This window comes from Modestobacter italicus (assembly GCF_019799965.1).
GTDB lineage: Bacteria > Actinomycetota > Actinomycetes > Mycobacteriales > Geodermatophilaceae > Modestobacter > Modestobacter italicus_A.
This window is the reverse complement of the sequence record NZ_JABGCJ010000005.1, coordinates 133,596-150,001: the sequence shown is the minus strand read 5'-3', so window position 1 is coordinate 150,001 and position 16,406 is coordinate 133,596. Positions and strand designations below refer to the sequence as shown.

Below are 16,406 nucleotides of genomic sequence, written 5' to 3'. Positions count from 1 at the left end.
CGGGTGGTGCGGGTGGGGCAGCGAGGTCAGTGGACCTTGCGGCGACCGCCGCTCATGCCCTCGGCGACGCCGATGAGCAGCACGGCCGCGACGACGGCGACGATGCCACCGATGATGTTCAGCTCGCCGAAGTCACCGGTGCCGAGGGCGCTGGCCACGAGGCCACCGATGAGGGCGCCGACGACGCCGAGCGCCAGGGTGGCGAGGATGCTGAGGTTCTGCTTGCCCGGCTTGATCAGCCGCGCGAGGGCGCCGACGATCAGGCCGAAGACGAGGAAACCGATGATGCCAGTGATCATGGTCCGTTCAGTGCCCTCAAGATCACTGGGTCAAACCCGGATCACCCGATCGGGTGGTCACTCCGCCAGCTCGGCGAGCAACGTGGCGAGCCTGGTCCGCCGCGGCCGGACGTCGACCTCGCGCACGGCGCGGGCGAGGGCCGCACCGCTCGCGTGCACGATCGACAGGTGCTTCTGCGCCCGGGTGAGCGCGGTGTAGACCAGCGGCCGGGAGAGCATCCCACCGGCCTCCGGCGGGAGGACGACGACCACGCCGGGCCACTCCGACCCCTGCGCGCGGTGCACCGTGATCGCCCAGCCGTGCCGCAGGTCGGGCAGCGCGTTGCCGGTCACCGTGACCGGCCCGGAGCTGAAGTCGACGGTCAGCGACCCCTCGCCGGTGCCGGTGACCACGCCGACCTCGCCGTTGGCGAACCCGATCGGCTCCAGGTCCAGGTGGTTGGCCGTGGCCACGACCCGGTCGCCGACGTCGAACCCGAACACCGTGCCGTCCCCGGGGTTCAGCTGCGCCTTCAGCGCCTTGTTCAGCTCGATCGTGCCGGCCGGCCCGCGGTGCACCGGGGTGACCACCTGCACCGTGGAGGGGTCGATGCCCAGCGCCCGGGGGATGGAGTCGGTGACCAGCTGCACCACCCGCTTGGCCGCCTCGGCGCTGCCGACCGCCGGCACGATGACCACCTCGCGGTCGGGGGAGTCGACCTGCACGAGCTCCCCACCTCGGACGCCGGTGGCCAGCCGGGCGATCGCGCCACCGGCGGCCTGCCGGTGCAGTGTGGTCAGCTCGGTGACCGGCACCGCGCCGGAGTCGATCAGGTCGCCGAGCACGTGGCCCGGGCCGATCGAGGGCAGCTGCGCCGGGTCGCCGACCAGGAGCAGGTGGGTGCCGTCGGGGCAGGCCTCCAGCAGCGCGGCGGTCAGCTCGACGTCCAGCATCGACGCCTCGTCGACGACCACGACGTCGGCGTCCAGCGGCCACTCCTCGTTGCGGGCGAAGCCGCCGGTCATGCCCTGGGCGCCGAGCAGGCGGTGGACGGTGACCGCGGGGTGGTCGGTGAGCTCCTCCAGCCGCTTGGCCGCCCGGCCGGTCGGCGCGGCCAGGGCCACCTCGGTGCCCTTGGTCTCCAGCAGCTTCACCAGCGAGGCGACCGTGCGGCTCTTGCCGGTGCCCGGGCCACCGGTCAGCAGCGAGACGCCGGCCCCGAGCACCTGGGCCACTGCTGCCTGCTGGGCGGGGTCCAGGCCCTTGGCCACCGAGCGCACCGACGCCGGGTCGGCGATCCGGCCGCTGGTCGCCGCCAGCCGGTGCACGTTCTCCGCCACCGCCTCCTCGGCCATGCCGTAGCGGGCCAGCGACAAGGTGCGCAGCGCGGGGTCGGGCTCGGGGAGCTCGTCGGCGTCCTCGTCCGGCTCGACGAACGGCGGCTCGTGCTCGAGCACCTCACCGGACTCCACGGCGGCCACGACCGCGGCCGCGGGGTCGGCGATGCCCTCCGCCCGCAACGCCGCGACGACCAGGTCGGCCGGCAGCACGGTGTGCCCGTCCCGGGTCGCGGTGCGCAGCGTGAGGCCGACGATGGCCCGGCCGCGGCGGGTGTCCTGCCGGTCGGCACCGGACAGCACGGTGATCGCCAGCCGGTCGGCATCGGCCAGCGTCACACCGGAGAGGCTCAGCAGCGCCCACGGGTCGTCGCGCAGCCGGCGGGCGGCGTCCTGACCGAGCGCGTCGGCGGAGTTCACCGCCAGCCGGGCGTTGAGCCCGGCACCGACCAGCAGCTCGACCACCTCGTAGGTGGGGGCGGCGGCCAGGAAGGAGCTGAACAGCCGCTCGGCGCGCTGGCGGCCCACCCGGGGCAGCTTCAGCAGCCGGTCGGCGGTGACGTCGTCCGGGCTGGTGATGCCGGCGGCCGGCAGGTCGGCCGCGGTGCGCTTGCCCAGCCCGGGCCACAGGCCGGCGGCGCAGAAGGCGGCGAAGACGGGGTCGCTGGTGGGTGCAGGGGTGCTCATGGGTCGGTGCTCGTGTCTCAGTGCTCTCGGCGCTGCTCGGGATAGGAGAAGTGCGGTGCGGACACGTCGTCCAGCGCGGTGGTGATCGCCGGCGGCAGCCGGACGCCCTCGGCGTCCAGCGCGGCCTGCAGCTGCTGGGCGGTCCGCGCCCCGACGATCGGGGCGACCACGCACGGGCGGTCGCGCAGCCAGGCCAGCGCCACGCCCAGCGGCGTGGTGCCCAGCCCCTGCGCTGCGGTGATCACCGCCTCCACGACCCGGTCGGCGGTGGCCGAGCGCAGCCCGTCGATGAACCCCTGCCACTGCGCGGAGGCGCCCCGTGAGTCGGTGGGCGTGCTGTGCCGGTACTTGCCGGTGAGCAGCCCGCGGCCCAGCGGTGACCAGGGCAGGATGCCCAGCCCGAGCGCCTCGGCCGCGGGGGCGACCTCCCGCTCGATGCCGCGCTGCAGCAGCGAGTACTCGACCTGGGTGCTGACGATCGGGGTGCGGCCGGGCCAGGCCCGCTGCCAGGTGACCGCCTGGGCGGTCTGCCAGCCGGTGAAGTTGCTGATCCCGACGTAGCGGGCCCGGCCGGAGGCGACCGCGGTGTCGCAGGCGGCCAGCGTCTCCTCGATCGGCGTCGCGTCGTCCCAGGCGTGCAGCTGCCACAGGTCGACGTGGTCCAGGCCCATCCGCTCCAGCGAGGCGTCCAGCGCGGCCAGCAGGTGCCCTCGGGACGCGCCGCGGCCCATGGGCCCCGGCGCGGTGCGGCCCACCGCCTTGGTGGCGACCAGGACGTCGGAGCGCGGGACGACGTCGGCCAGCAGCCGGCCGAGGGTGCGCTCGCTCTCCCCGTCGGCGTAGACGTCGGCGGTGTCGACCAGCGTCCCGCCGGCGTCGACGAACGCCGTGAGCTGCATCGCGGCCTCGTCCTCGTCGGTGTCCCGGCCCCAGTTCATGGTGCCCAGACCGAGCCGGGAGACCACGAGCCCGCTGCGCCCGAGCGCCCGCTGTTCCACGACGGGTCAACCTACCGTTGCCCACCGACGTCCCCCGGCAGCGACGAACCTCTCGGAGCCGTCTGGCGGGCCCCGTCGGGCCCGCCACCTAGGGTGCCTGTCGTGCGACAGCCCTCGACCTGCCCCGCCCATCCGCTGACCGACCAGCGGGGAGGCTGACCATGGGGTGGATCGAAGCCGCCGTCCTGGGTCTCGTGCAGGGCCTGACCGAGTTCCTGCCGATCTCCTCCAGCGCCCACCTGCGGGTGGTCGGGGAGGCGTTCGGCTGGGGCGACCCGGGTGCCGCCTTCACCGCGATCACCCAGATCGGCACCGAGATCGCCGTCCTGCTGTACTTCCGGCACGACATCTGGCGGATCATCAAGGCCTGGGTGCGGGCCCTGTACGACCGCGAGGCCCGCGGCGACCACGATGCCCGGATGGGCTGGCTGATCATCATCGGCAGCCTGCCGATCGTCGTCCTGGGCCTGCTCTTCCAGGACCGGATCGAAACCACCTTCCGTGACCTGCGGATCGTGGCGATCGCGCTGGTCGCCTTCTCCCTGGTGCTCTACGTCGCCGACCGGATCGGCCGCACCGACCGGGAGCTGACCGACCTCACCGTCAAGCACGGCCTGGCGTACGGGCTGGCCCAGGCGATGGCGCTGATCCCCGGCGTCTCCCGGTCCGGCGGCACGATCACCGCGGGCCGGCTGCTGGGCTACTCGCGGGTGGCCGCCACCCGCTACTCCTTCCTGCTCGCCGTCCCGGCGGTGCTGGGCGCTGGGTTCTTCCAGAGCTACGAGGCGCTGACCGGGGACACCGAGGGCGCCGGCGTCGCGTGGGGGCCGACGATCCTGGCCACCGTCATCGCCTTCGGCGTGGGGCTGGCGGTCATCGCCTGGCTGCTCCGGTACGTCTCCCGGCGCAGCTTCACCCCGTTCGTCGTCTACCGGATCGCGCTGGGGCTGCTGCTCCTGGCGCTCGTCGGCGCGGGCGTGCTCGACCCCACCTGACGGTGGGCCGGCGCTGCCGGGCCCGGGAACAGCGACCATAAGCTCGCTGCGGCACCGGGCCCCCGCCCGCGGCCGATCGAGGAGGCACGCCCCATGACGACGGTCATCCTGCTCAGGCACGGCCGGACGACGGCCAACACCGCCGGCGTGCTCGCCGGCTGGACCCCCGGCGTCCAGCTCGACGAGACCGGCCAGGGGCAGGTGCAGGCGGTGGCCCAGCGGCTGGCCGCCGTGCCGCTCGCCGCGGTGGTCAGCAGCCCGCTGGAGCGCTGCCAGCAGACCGCCGGGGTCGTCTGCGAGGCCCAGGGCGCGGCCGGCCGGGAGCTGGAGCTGCGCACCGACGACCGGCTCGGCGAGGCCCGCTACGGCGACTGGACCGGCCGGCCGATCAAGGAGCTGGCCAAGGAGCCGCTCTGGAAGGTCGTGCAGCAGCACCCCTCGGCCGCGGTGTTCCCCGGGGACGAGGGGGAGGGGCTCGCCCAGACCCAGGCCCGCGCGGTCGCCGCCGTCCGGGAGTGGAACGCCCAGCTCGGCCCGGACGCCGTCTGGGTGGCCTGTAGCCACGGCGACGTGATCAAGGCGATCCTGGCCGACGCTTTCGGCATGCACCTGGACTCCTTCCAGCGCATCGTCGTCGACCCGGCGTCGATCTCGGTGGTCACCTACACCGACACCCGGCCCTTCGTCGTCCGGGTCAACGACACCGGCGGGGACGTGGCCGCCCTCATCCCGCCGAAGAAGAAGCGCGGCCGGCGGAAGGCCTCCTCCGACGCGGTCGTCGGCGGCGGCGCGGGCTCCGGCGCCGCGTAACCTGATCGCCGTGCCTCGTCAGGTCTTCCTCTTCGACCGTCCCACCCGGTTCGTCGCCGGCACGGTGGGCCAGCCCGGCGACCGCACCTTCTACCTGCAGGCCTCCGACGAGGCCGGCCGCACGATCAGCGTGGCGCTGGAGAAGACGCAGGTCCAGGTGCTGGCCGACCGGATGAGCGAGCTGCTCGACGAGGTGGCCGGCCGTGCCTCCGTCGTCGTCCCGCCCGATGCCGACGTCGACGACCTCGACCCGCTCACCGCTCCGGTGGACGAGGAGTTCCGGGTCGCCGCCATGGGCCTGGCCTGGGACGGCGAGGCCGACGCCGTCGTCGTCGAGGCCGTGGCCGCCGGCGAGGAGCCGATCGAGGAGGACGTGATCCTCTCCGACAGCGACGAGGGCCCCGACGCGCTGCGGGTGACCATCACCCCGGCCGCGGCCCGCGCCTTCGTCGCCCGCGCCCGCCGGGTCATCGCCGCCGGCCGCCCGTCCTGCCCGCTGTGCTCCCTGCCGCTGGACCCGGCCGGGCACGTGTGCCCCCGGCAGAACGGCTACCGGCGCTGATCGCCGGGCCACCACGATGACCGCCCCCGTGAGCCCGGGCGACGAGCCGGTCGAGGACGCCGACGAGTACGAGTACGTCTACGAGGACGGCGAGGAGGAGGACGGCGACGTCCGCACCCTGGACCTCACCGCCTTCGACCACGGGGACCGCCGCGCGCCGTCCGCGGCCGAGGAGGTCGCCACCCTGCTGCGCGAGGGCGAGCTGGACCTGGAGGGCCGGCTGCTCGACGCCAGCAACGTGACGCTGATCGGGGCCATCCGCACCGACACCCTGGCCGGCGCGTGCGTGTACAAGCCGGTGGCGGGGGAGCGGCCGCTCTGGGACTTCCCCGACGGCACCCTCGCCGGCCGGGAGATCAGCGCGCACCTGGTGTCGGAGGCGACCGGCTGGTCGGTCGTCCCGCCGACGCTGCTCCGCGACGGCCCGTTCGGCACCGGCATGGTCCAGCTCTGGATGGACGCCGACCCGACCATCGACCTCGCCGAGTTCGTCCGCCGCGACGACCCCGGGCTGCGCCGGATGGCCGTCTTCGACGCGGTGGTCAACAACGCCGACCGCAAGGGCGGCCACATCATCCCGATGCCCGACGGACACGTCTACGGCGTCGACCACGGCATCTGCTTCTCCGCCGACCCCAAGTTGCGCACCCTGCTGTGGCGCTGGGCCGGCAAGCCGCTGCTGCTGGAGCACCTGGCGGTCCTGGAGCGGCTGGACGAGCAGCTGCGCGGGGAGCTGGGGGAGCAGCTGCACGAGCACCTCACCCGGCGCGAGGTCCGCCGCACCCAGCAGCGGGTCGCCGAGCTGCTGCGCACCAAGCTGCACCCGCAGCCCAGCGGCGACTGGCCGGCGCTGCCCTGGCCGCCGTTCTGAGCACATCGTCGTCCTGACGGACGACACCGCGGACAGGTGCCGTCCCCGGCGGACGTTGAGCCCTTGCCGCCGGTCGGTCGCGGGAGCCTCCGGCCCCCACTCCTCCCGCCGAGCCGCTGTCGCGGCGGCCGCGGTCAGATCCGACATCGGCTCACCGGTCCGCTGCCAGCGGCTGCAGGGACCTGCGTCGTCTGACCTGCTGACTTCTGCGGGGCGGGCTGGCAGGGTCTGCGGGGTGCCGCACCGGAGCCGACTGGCTGTCCTGCTCATCGACCTGCCGCCGCAGTTGCACGACCGGGGGCAGCAGTTCTGGTCCCGGGCCACCGGGCACCCGGTCGAGCCCGACGGGATCGACGACCACTGGTCCTCGCTCGGGTCCTTCGCCGACGGGTTCCACCTGGAGGTGCAGCGCACCGGTGAGGGCACCCCACCCCGCTGGCACGTCGACATCGAGACCGACGACGTGCACGCCGAGGTGGCCCGGCTGGAACGGCTGGGTGCGGTGCGGATCGCCGACATGGGCGGCTTCTGGCAGATGAAGGACCCGGCGGGCCTGCTGTTCTGCGTGGTCGGCGTCCAGACCGGCGACGAGTTCGAGCGGCACGCCACCACCTGGCCCTGAGCACACCGCCCCGAGGACCCCCGGCTGCGGGTGGCCTGCCGCGCTGTCGGTGGCCGGTCTTACCCTTCCGACGTGCTCTCCTGGCCCGCTCCACTGCTCCCGACCCTGCCCGGGTCCGGCCCCGCCCTGCGGCTGTACGACACCGCGCGCGGCGAGGTCGTCCAGACGCAGCCGGGCCGCACCGCCCGGATGTACGTCTGCGGCATCACGCCCTACGACGCCACCCACCTCGGGCACGCCGCCACCTACCTGGCCTTCGACCTGGTCAACCGGGTCTGGCGGGACGCGCGGCACGCGGTGCACTTCGTGCAGAACGTCACCGACGTCGACGACCCGCTGTTCGAGCGGGCGAACCGCGACGGCGAGGACTGGATCGTCCTGGGCATGCGCGAGACGGCACTGTTCCGCGAGGACATGACGGCGCTGCGGGTGCTGCCCCCGGACGACTACGTGGGTGCGGTCGAGTCGATCCCGCGGATCGTCGCGCACGTCGAGTCGCTCTGGGCCGCGGGCCTGGCCTACCAGCTCGACGACGGCACCGGTGACGTCTACCACGACGTGGCCCAGGCGCCCGGTTTCGGCGGCGAGTCCGGCTACGACGAGGCGACCATGCTGCAGCTGTCCGCCGAGCGCGGCGGTGACCCCGACCGGGCGGGCAAGCGCAACCGGCTCGACCCGCTGCTGTGGCGTGGCGCCCGGGACGGCGAGCCGTCCTGGCCCGGCCCGCGGGGCGTCGCCGGCCGCCCGGGCTGGCACATCGAGTGCGCCGCGATCGCCCTGGACACCATCGGCATGGGCTTCGACGTGCAGGGCGGTGGCAGCGACCTGGTCTTCCCGCACCACGAGTACTCCGCGGTGCACGCCGAGGCCCTCACCGGCACCAAGCCCTTCGCGCAGGCCTACGTGCACGCGGCGATGATCGGCCTGGACGGCGAGAAGATGAGCAAGAGCCGGGGCAACCTGGTGTTCGTCTCCCGGCTCCGCGGTGACGGCGTCGACCCGATGGCGATCCGGCTGGCCCTGCTCGCCGGCCACTACCGCACCGACCGGGCCTGGACGCCGGACCTGCTCGACCGGGCCCTGCGCCGGCTGGACACCTGGCGGCGGGCAGCGGCCCTGCCGCTGGGCGCGCCGGCCGGCCCGGTGCTGTCCGCGGTGCGTGAACGCCTCGCCGACGACCTGGACACCCCCGGCGCCCTCGCCGTGGTCGACGCCTGGGCCGCCGCCAGCCTCGCCGAGGCAGCGTCGGGAGGCGGCATCCCGGCCGCGCAGGCCGGCGACGACTGGGACGAGCAGTCGCCCACCGTCGTCGCCGACCTGGTCGACGCGCTGCTCGGGATCGCACTGACGCCGTGAGCGGGGGCGGGACGGGCTCCGAGTGGCTGGCGCACCCGCCTGCCTTCTCCCGGATCGACCGGCAGGCACGGGAGGACGCCGAGGCGCAGCTGGCCCCGGCCGCGGCCCGGTCGGCCCGGTCCCGGGGCCGGGCACGCCCCGAGCCCGAGGACGAGCTGCGCACCTGCTGGGAGCTCGACCGCGACCGGATCCTGCACGCCAAGGCCTTCCGCCGGCTCAAGCACAAGACCCAGGTCTTCCTGCACCCCGACGGCGACCACTTCGTCACCCGGCTCACCCACACCCTGCAGGTCACCCAGGTCGCCCGGTCCCTGGCGCGGGCCCTGGGCCTGCACGAGACGCTGGCCGAGTCGATCGCGCTGGCCCACGACGTCGGCCACTCGCCGTTCGGGCACATCGGTGAGGACGCGCTGGAGCCCTACGTGGCGGGCGGCTGGCACCACGCCGCCCAGGGCGTGCGCATCGTCGAGGTGCTCGAGGACCTCAACCTCACCTGGGAGGTGCGCGACGGCGTCCGGGCGCACAGCTGGAAGATCGACCCGCCCCCGGCGACCCGCGAGGCCGAGTGCGTGCGATTCGCCGACCGGATCGGCTACCTGTCCCACGACGCGCTCGACGCCGTCCGGGCCGGGGTGCTGCGCCCCGGTGACCTGCCGGCCCGCACGCTGGCCACCTTCGGTCCGCCCGGCGGCGCCATGGTCGGCGCGATGATCGAGGCGGTCGTCGACGGCACCTTCCGCCGGGCGATGGACGACGCCCGCCACGCGGTCCCCGGCGGGCCACCGGCGCCTGCGGTGCGGATGGACCCCGACGCCCTGGACGCGATGCACGAGCTGCGGGCGTTCATGTTCGAACGGGTCTACGGGTCCGAGGTCGCCGCGGGGCAGAAGCACGTCGCGATCGACGTCATCCGGCGGCTGGTCGACCACCACCTGGCCCACCCCGAGCTGATCCCGGCCAGCTACCGGGACACCGAGGCCGACGTGCTCACCCAGGTCGTCGACTACGTCACCGGCATGACCGACCGGTTCGCCCTGGCCACCCACGACCGGCTCTTCGACGACACCGCCACCGTTCGGATGCGCCCGCTGCTCGTCACGCCCTAGGCCCGCCGGCCCGGCGCGATCAGACCGTGGGCGTCCTGCTGGCCTCCGCCGGGCGCTCCGCGGCCTCGCCGGCCAGCGAGGCCAGCACCTGCAGCTTCTCCGCGGACCCGCTGCCCACGTCGGCGTAGTAGAGGACCAGGGTCACCTCGTCCACGGGGAGCTTGTCGCGGTGCAGGTGCAGCTCCCCGACCAGAGGGTGGTGGACGCTGGTCCTGCCACCGCGCAGCCGGCGGACGTCGTGCCGTGCCCAGAGCTCCCGGAACCGGCCGCTGGCCAGTGACAGCTCCCCGACAAGGTCCACGATGCGCGGGTCGTCGACGGCCCCGTCGATCGACCGGCGGAACGACCCGACGAACTCCGCCGTGGCCGCTTCCCAGTCGGCGTGGAAGCCCCGCTCGCCGGGATCGAGGAGCAGGGAGCGCAGCCGGTTCTCACCGGGGCGCAACCGCGGGTTGAGCGCTGCCGCGAGCGGGTTTGCGGCCAGCACGTCGAACGCCCGACCCTCGACGAACGCCGGGACGTCGACGGCGGCGAGCAGGTGGGCCAGCCGTGCGGGCACCGTCTCCGCCCGCCGGCTGGGACGGGCCCGGCGCCGGGGTCCGGCGAGCTCGACCAGGTAGCGGTGCTCGACGTCGTCCAGCTGCAGGACACGGGCGAGCGCGGTCAGCACCTGCTCGGAGGGGTTCCGGTCGCGTCCACGTTCCAGCCGCAGGTAGTAGTCGGCGCTGATCCCGGCCAGCAGGGCGACCTCCTCGCGCCGCAGCCCGGCGACCCGGCGCTGCAGCCCGGGCGGGATGCCGGCCTGCTCCGGGGTGATCAGCGCACGCCGTGCCCGTAGGTAGGCGCCCAGCCGGTTGGTGTCCTGGTCGCCGTCCATCGGCTCGACGGTAGCCCGGCGTGGACGTCGGAGAGGGGGCCCTGCCACTCCCTGGACCAGCGAGGTCTCTCCTGGCCGATGGTCCGCGCACCAGGCTGGCCGGAGTCGCCCCGGACCCCACCGGGGGACCAGGAGGAGGTTCCCGTGCAGATCACCCAGCGCACCGTCCTCGTCGTCGGCGGCACGTCCGGGATCGGGCGCGGGCTCGCCCAGCGGTTCGCCGACGCCGGCAGCACGGTCGTCGTCGGGGGCCGGGACCCCCAGCCACAGGACGGCATGGACACCGTGCGGATCGACGTCACCGACCCCGCGTCGGTCCTGCGCGCCAGGGACGAGGTGCTCGCCGCCCATCCGGGCCTGGACGTCGTCGTCACGATGTCCGGCGTGATGCTCGTCGAGGACCTGCGCGACCCCGCGCACGGGGCCGCAGCCGAGACCACGATCGACACGAACCTCCTCGGCACCATCCGGGTCGTGGACGCCTTCACCCCGCACCTGCTCGCCCGCGGCTCGGGCACGGTGCTCACCGTCAGCTCCGGCATCGCGTTCCTGCCGTTCCCGCTCATGCCGAGCTACGCGGCGTCCAAGGCAGGGGTGCACGCCTACACCGAGGCGCTCCGCGCGCAGCTGGCCGGGACCGGGGTGGAGGTCGCCGAGCTCGTGCCACCGGCCGTGGCGACCGCGGGCCAGGAGCGGGTGAACCCGGCCGCGCTGCCGCTGGAGGGCTACCTCGACGAGGTGATGGCGCTGCTGGCCGCAGACCCCACGCCGCACGAAGTGCTCGTCGAGGGGGTGCGCATGCACCGCTGGGCCGAGCGCGACGGCACCTATGCCGAGCTCGTGGCGCGGCGCTCGCAGTCGCTGAGCACGCTGCCCGGGCGCTGAGGCCCGGTCCCCGACACACGACATCGGGCTGGTGGTCGTCACCCGCGCAGGGAGACGACCACCAGCCCGATGTCGGTGCCTCGCCGGCGACGGCGGGGCACCAGGTCAGCTGGCGCCGCCGCGGCGGCGCAGGTAACGCTCGAACTCGCGGGCGATCTGGTCGCCGTTGGCCTGGGACAGGTCGGTCGCGGTCTGCCGCTCCTCCAGCGAGCGGACGTACTCCACGACCTCCTCGTCCTCCTGGGCCATCTCGTCGACCGTCTTCACCCAGTCGTCGGCCTGCTGCGGCAGGGTGCCCAGCGGGACGGTGATCTCCAGGACCTCCTCGACCCGCTGCAGCAGCGCGACGGTGGCCCGGGGCGAGGGCGGCTGGGACACGTAGTGCGGCACCGCCGCCCAGAAGCTCACCGCCGGCAGCCCGGACTGGACGCAGGCGTCGGCGAAGACGCCGAGGATGCCGGTGGGGCCCTCGTAGCGGGAGGTCTCCAGGCCCCAGGCCGCCGCCGAGTCGGCGTCGTAGGCCGAGCCGGTGACCGGCGTCGGCCGGGTGTGCGGGGTGTCGGCGAGCAGCGCGCCGAGCGCGACGACGGTCGTGGCACCCAGCTCCTGGACCAGCTCGATCAGCTCGTCGCAGAAGGTGCGCCAGCGCATGTTCGGCTCGATGCCCCGGATGAGCACCACGTGCCGGTCGCTGCCGGGGGGCTTGGCCACCGACAGGCGGGTGGTGGGCCACTCGATGCGGCGGCTGACCCCGTCGATGAGGGAGACGGTGGGGCGGTTGACCTGGAAGTCGTAGTAGTCCTCGGGGTCCAACGCGGCCAGCGGGGTGGCGTCCCAGATCAGCTCCAGGTGCTCCAGGGCCCCGGTCGCTGCGTCCCCGGCGTCGTTCCACCCCTCGAACGCGACCACGACCACGGGGTCGTCCAGCTCGGGCAGGTCGTCTGCGGTGGACTTCGGATCGATCACCCTTCGAGCCTACGTCGATCTCGCCAGCCGGCCCGGACGCCGCCGAGGCCGCGGCGCGGGGGCCTGCTGAGGGCGGTGGGGGTGCCCGGACGGGCAGGGCGCCTGGTTCGAGCGTGCCCGGGGCAGGAAGTGAGACGATGGACGAGCTGTTCGAGGACGACGAGGCGCCGCGCTGCCCGTCGGAGTTGCCAGGGCCCTGGCGCCGGACGCCTCCGTGACCGTGTCCGATCGATCCCGAGGACCGCCCTGTGCCCGAGAACGCCCAGCTCCGTCCCGATGCCACCGAGCAGCTCACCGACCTGCTCCGGCAGCGGATCCTGGTGCTCGACGGCGCGATGGGGACGGCGATCCAGCGGGACCGCCCGGACGAGGCCGGCTACCGGGGTGAGCGGTTCGCCGACTGGCCCACCGACGTCCAGGGCAACAACGACCTGCTCAGCATCACCGCGCCCGACGTCATCTCCGGCATCCACCGCGAGTACCTCGAGGCCGGCGCCGACCTCATCGAGACCAACACCTTCAACGCCACCCGCATCTCGCTGCTCGACTACGGGATGCAGGAGCTGGCGTACGAGTTGAACGTCGCCTCCGCGCGGCTGGCCCGCGCCGCCTGCGACGCGGTCAGCACACCGGAGAAGCCGCGGTACGTCGTGGGCGCGCTCGGCCCGACCAGCCGGACGGCGTCCATCTCGCCCGACGTCAACGACCCGGGCGCCCGCAACGTCAGCTTCGACGAGCTGGTCGAGGCCTATTTGGAGCAGGCCAACGGGCTGGTCGACGGCGGCAGCGACGTCCTGCTGATCGAGACGATCTTCGACACCCTCAACGCGAAGGCGGCGATCTTCGCCCTCGAGACGCTGTTCGAGGAGCGTGGCCGCCGCTGGCCGGTGATGATCTCCGGCACCATCACCGACGCCTCCGGCCGCACGCTCTCCGGGCAGGTGACCGAGGCCTTCTGGCACTCGGTGCGGCACGTCAAGCCGCTGCTGGTGGGGCTGAACTGCGCGCTGGGCGCCAAGGAGATGCGGCCCTACATCGCCGAGATCTCGCGGATCGCGGACACCTTCGTCTCCTGCTATCCCAACGCCGGGCTGCCCAACGCCTTCGGGGAGTACGACGAGTCGCCGGAGGAGACCGCGGCGGTCGTCGCGGAGTTCGCCGAGAGCGGCTTCGTCAACCTGGTCGGCGGCTGCTGCGGCACCACGCCGGCGCACATCGCCGCGATCGCCCGCTCCGTCGCCGGCACGGCACCGCGCACCCCGGTCGAGACGTCGCCGGCGCTGCGGCTGTCCGGGCTGGAGCCGCTGACCGTCACCGAGGACAGCCTGTTCGTCAACGTCGGCGAGCGGACGAACATCACCGGCTCGGCCCGCTTCCGGAACCTGATCAAGGCCGGTGACTACCCGGCGGCGCTGGCCGTGGCCCGCCAGCAGGTCGAGGCCGGCGCGCAGGTCATCGACGTCAACATGGACGAGGGCATGATCGACGGGGTCGCGGCGATGGACCGCTTCCTCAAGCTGGTCGCCACCGAGCCGGACATCTGCCGGGTGCCCACGATGATCGACTCCTCCAAGTGGGAGGTCATCGAGGCCGGGCTCAAGTGCGTGCAGGGCAAGGCGATCGTCAACTCGATCTCGCTGAAGAACGGCGAGGAGGAGTTCGTCAGCCAGGCCCGGCTGTGCCGCAAGCACGGCGCGGCCGTGGTGGTGATGGCCTTCGACGAGGACGGTCAGGCCGACAGCCTGCAGCGCCGCAAGGAGATCTGCCGGCGGGCCTACGACGTCCTGACCGAGCAGGTGGGGTTCCCGGCCGAGGACATCATCTTCGACCCGAACGTCTTCGCCGTGGCCACCGGCATCGAGGAGCACGCCACCTACGGCGTCGACTTCATCGAGGCCACCCGCTGGATCAAGCAGAACCTGCCCGGGGCCCTGGTCTCCGGCGGTGTCTCCAACGTCTCCTTCTCCTTCCGCGGCAACAACCCGGTGCGCGAGGCGATCCACGCCGTCTTCCTCTTCCACGCCATCGCCGCCGGGATGGACATGGGCATCGTCAACGCCGGGGCGCTGGAGGTCTACGACGAGGTCCCCGAGCTGCTGCGCGAGCGGATCGAGGACGTCGTCCTGAACCGGCGCCCGGACTCCACCGAGCGGCTGCTGGAGATCGCCGCGGACTTCGCCGGCGACGGCGCCGCCAAGGAGGTCGCCTCGGAGGAGTGGCGGGCGCTGCCGGTCGGTGAGCGGATCACCCACGCCCTGGTGAAGGGGATCGACGAGTTCGTCGAGTCCGACACCGAGGAGCTGCGGCTGGAGATCAGCGCCCGCGGCGGCCGGCCGATCGAGGTCATCGAGGGCCCGCTGATGGACGGCATGAACGTCGTCGGTGACCTGTTCGGCGCCGGGAAGATGTTCCTGCCGCAGGTGGTGAAGTCCGCCCGGGTGATGAAGAAGGCCGTCGCGCACCTGATCCCGTTCATCGAGGCGGAGAAGCAGCCCGGCGATGCCGAGCGCAGCAACGGCAAGGTCGTCATGGCCACCGTGAAGGGCGACGTGCACGACATCGGCAAGAACATCGTCGGCGTCGTCCTGCAGTGCAACAACTACGACGTGGTCGACCTGGGCGTGATGGTCCCCGCGCAGAAGATCCTGGACGCCGCCAAGGCCGAGGGCGCCGACGTCATCGGCCTGTCCGGGCTGATCACCCCGTCGCTGGACGAGATGGTCAACCTGGCCACCGAGATGGAGCGGCAGGGGTTCACCATCCCGCTGCTCATCGGGGGAGCGACCACCTCCCGGGCGCACACCGCGGTGAAGGTGGCGCAGAAGTACTCCGGGCCGGTGATCTGGGTGAAGGACGCCTCCCGCTCCGTGCCGGTCGTCGCCGCGCTGCTGTCCGACGAGCAGCGGCCCGCCCTGCTGGCCGAGACCGACACCGAGTACGCCGCGCTGCGCGAGCGGCACGCGGCCCGGACCGACACCCGGGCGCTGCTGCCGCTGGCCACCGCGCGAGCCAACGCCACCCCGGTCGACTGGACCGGCTACACCCCGCCGCGGCCACGGATGCTGCTCCAGCAGACCCGCGACGTCTGCGCCGGGCCGGTCTGCGACCACCCGCAGGGGCACGCCACCCAGTTCGTGCGCACCTTCACCGACTACCCGCTGGCGGAGCTGCGCGACTACATCGACTGGCAGCCGTTCTTCAACGCCTGGGAGATGCGCGGCCGGTTCCCCGACATCCTGCACAACCCGGCCAGCGGTGAGGCCGCCCGCCGGCTCTTCGACGACGCCCAGGCGATGCTGGACCGGGTCGTCGAGGAGCGCTGGCTGCAGGCCAACGGCGTCCTCGGGCTCTTCCCGGCCGCCCGGGTCGACGGCGAGGACATCGAGGTCTACACCGACGAGTCACGGAGCTCCGTCCGGGCGACGCTGCACCAGCTGCGGCAGCAGACCGAGGGCCGGGACGGGTCGCCGCGCAAGTCGCTGGCCGACTTCGTCGCACCGAAGGAGACCGGGCTGCGCGACCACGTCGGCGCCTTCGCCGTCACCGCCGGGCTGGGCTCGGCCGAGCGGGTGGCGCAGTTCAAGAAGGAGAACGACGACTACAGCGCGATCCTGCTGGAGTCGCTGGCCGACCGGCTGGCCGAGGCCTTCGCCGAGCGGCTGCACGAGCGGGTGCGCACCGAGTTCTGGGGCTACGCCCCCGACGAGCAGCTGGACGCCGACGGGCTGATCGCCGAGCGGTACCGGGGCATCCGGCCGGCGCCGGGCTACCCGGCCTGCCCGGAGCACACCGAGAAGCAGACGATCTGGGAGCTGCTCGACGTGCAGGCGAACACCGGCATCGAGCTGACCGAGTCGATGGCGATGTGGCCGGGCGCGGCGGTGAGCGGGCTGTACTTCTCCCACCCGCAGTCGCAGTACTTCGTGCTGGGCCGGGTCGGCCGCGACCAGGTCGAGGACTACGCCCGGCGCAAGGGCTGGACGGTCGCCGAGGCCGAGAAGTGGCTCTCGCCCAACCTGGGCTACCGCACCGAGGACGAGTGAGAGGACCCCCTC

Annotated in this window: 14 protein-coding genes; 9 read left to right on the top strand and 5 right to left on the bottom strand. The window is 73.5% G+C overall.

Annotated features, from left to right (window positions below; all coding sequences use genetic code 11):
• Positions 1–26 precede the first annotated feature (26 nt).
• Genes HLA93_RS13735 through HLA93_RS13725 form a run of 3 tightly spaced genes read right to left on the bottom strand, consistent with a single transcriptional unit; the run spans position 27 to position 3,301 of the window.
• Complete coding sequence (locus HLA93_RS13735; protein WP_222194958.1) at positions 27–299, bottom strand: GlsB/YeaQ/YmgE family stress response membrane protein; 273 nt, start codon at positions 297–299, stop codon at positions 27–29.
• Between the two features lie 57 nt (positions 300–356).
• A complete protein-coding gene (locus tag HLA93_RS13730; RefSeq protein WP_222194957.1) occupies positions 357–2,303 on the bottom strand; it encodes an AAA family ATPase in 1,947 nt (648 codons plus the stop codon).
• Positions 2,304–2,320: 17 nt separating this feature from the next.
• A complete protein-coding gene (locus HLA93_RS13725) occupies positions 2,321–3,301 on the bottom strand; it encodes an aldo/keto reductase (protein WP_222194956.1) in 981 nt (326 codons plus the stop codon).
• Positions 3,302–3,462: 161 nt separating this feature from the next.
• On the opposite strand from HLA93_RS13725, the gene HLA93_RS13720 reads away from it, so the two are divergent.
• The 7 genes from HLA93_RS13720 to HLA93_RS13690 all read left to right on the top strand — a co-directional run bounded on the left by HLA93_RS13720 (position 3,463) and on the right by HLA93_RS13690 (position 9,623).
• Positions 3,463–4,296, top strand: a complete 834-nt coding sequence (locus HLA93_RS13720) for an undecaprenyl-diphosphate phosphatase (RefSeq protein ID WP_222194955.1) — start codon at positions 3,463–3,465, stop codon at positions 4,294–4,296.
• Positions 4,297–4,389: 93 nt separating this feature from the next.
• On the top strand, positions 4,390–5,106 hold the full coding sequence (locus HLA93_RS13715) for a histidine phosphatase family protein (RefSeq protein WP_222194954.1): 717 nt from the start codon (positions 4,390–4,392) through the stop codon (positions 5,104–5,106).
• Positions 5,107–5,116: 10 nt separating this feature from the next.
• Complete coding sequence (locus tag HLA93_RS13710) at positions 5,117–5,668, top strand: DUF3090 family protein (RefSeq protein WP_222194953.1); 552 nt, start codon at positions 5,117–5,119, stop codon at positions 5,666–5,668.
• Between the two features lie 16 nt (positions 5,669–5,684).
• The gene (locus tag HLA93_RS13705; protein ID WP_222194952.1) at positions 5,685–6,539 is read left to right on the top strand and encodes an SCO1664 family protein; all 855 of its coding nucleotides are present in this window, start codon (positions 5,685–5,687) and stop codon (positions 6,537–6,539) included.
• 235 nt (positions 6,540–6,774) lie between these two features.
• Positions 6,775–7,161 (top strand): VOC family protein, encoded by a 387-nt coding sequence (locus tag HLA93_RS13700; protein WP_222194951.1) that lies wholly within the window; start codon positions 6,775–6,777, stop codon positions 7,159–7,161.
• A 72-nt stretch (positions 7,162–7,233) separates the two neighbouring features.
• On the top strand, positions 7,234–8,517 hold the full coding sequence (gene mshC, locus HLA93_RS13695; RefSeq protein WP_222194950.1) for a cysteine--1-D-myo-inosityl 2-amino-2-deoxy-alpha-D-glucopyranoside ligase: 1,284 nt from the start codon (positions 7,234–7,236) through the stop codon (positions 8,515–8,517).
• Positions 8,514–9,623, top strand: coding sequence for an HD domain-containing protein (locus tag HLA93_RS13690; protein ID WP_308128122.1), 1,110 nt, complete (start codon positions 8,514–8,516; stop codon positions 9,621–9,623). The genes mshC and HLA93_RS13690 overlap by 4 nt, the downstream gene beginning before the upstream one ends.
• A 19-nt stretch (positions 9,624–9,642) precedes the next feature.
• Here HLA93_RS13690 and HLA93_RS13685 read toward each other — a convergent pair whose 3' ends face one another.
• A complete protein-coding gene (locus HLA93_RS13685) occupies positions 9,643–10,500 on the bottom strand; it encodes a helix-turn-helix domain-containing protein (protein WP_222194949.1) in 858 nt (285 codons plus the stop codon).
• Between the two features lie 144 nt (positions 10,501–10,644).
• Here HLA93_RS13685 and HLA93_RS13680 point away from each other — a divergent pair, with 144 nt between their 5' ends.
• Complete coding sequence (locus HLA93_RS13680; protein ID WP_222194948.1) at positions 10,645–11,385, top strand: SDR family oxidoreductase; 741 nt, start codon at positions 10,645–10,647, stop codon at positions 11,383–11,385.
• A gap of 105 nt (positions 11,386–11,490) precedes the next feature.
• Here HLA93_RS13680 and HLA93_RS13675 read toward each other — a convergent pair whose 3' ends face one another.
• Complete coding sequence (locus HLA93_RS13675) at positions 11,491–12,351, bottom strand: PAC2 family protein (RefSeq protein WP_222194947.1); 861 nt, start codon at positions 12,349–12,351, stop codon at positions 11,491–11,493.
• A gap of 248 nt (positions 12,352–12,599) precedes the next feature.
• Here HLA93_RS13675 and metH point away from each other — a divergent pair, with 248 nt between their 5' ends.
• Positions 12,600–16,394 carry a methionine synthase gene (gene metH, locus HLA93_RS13670; protein ID WP_222194946.1) on the top strand — a complete coding sequence of 1,265 codons (3,795 nt, stop codon included), beginning with the start codon at positions 12,600–12,602 and terminating at the stop codon, positions 16,392–16,394.
• Positions 16,395–16,406: the final 12 nt, after the last annotated feature.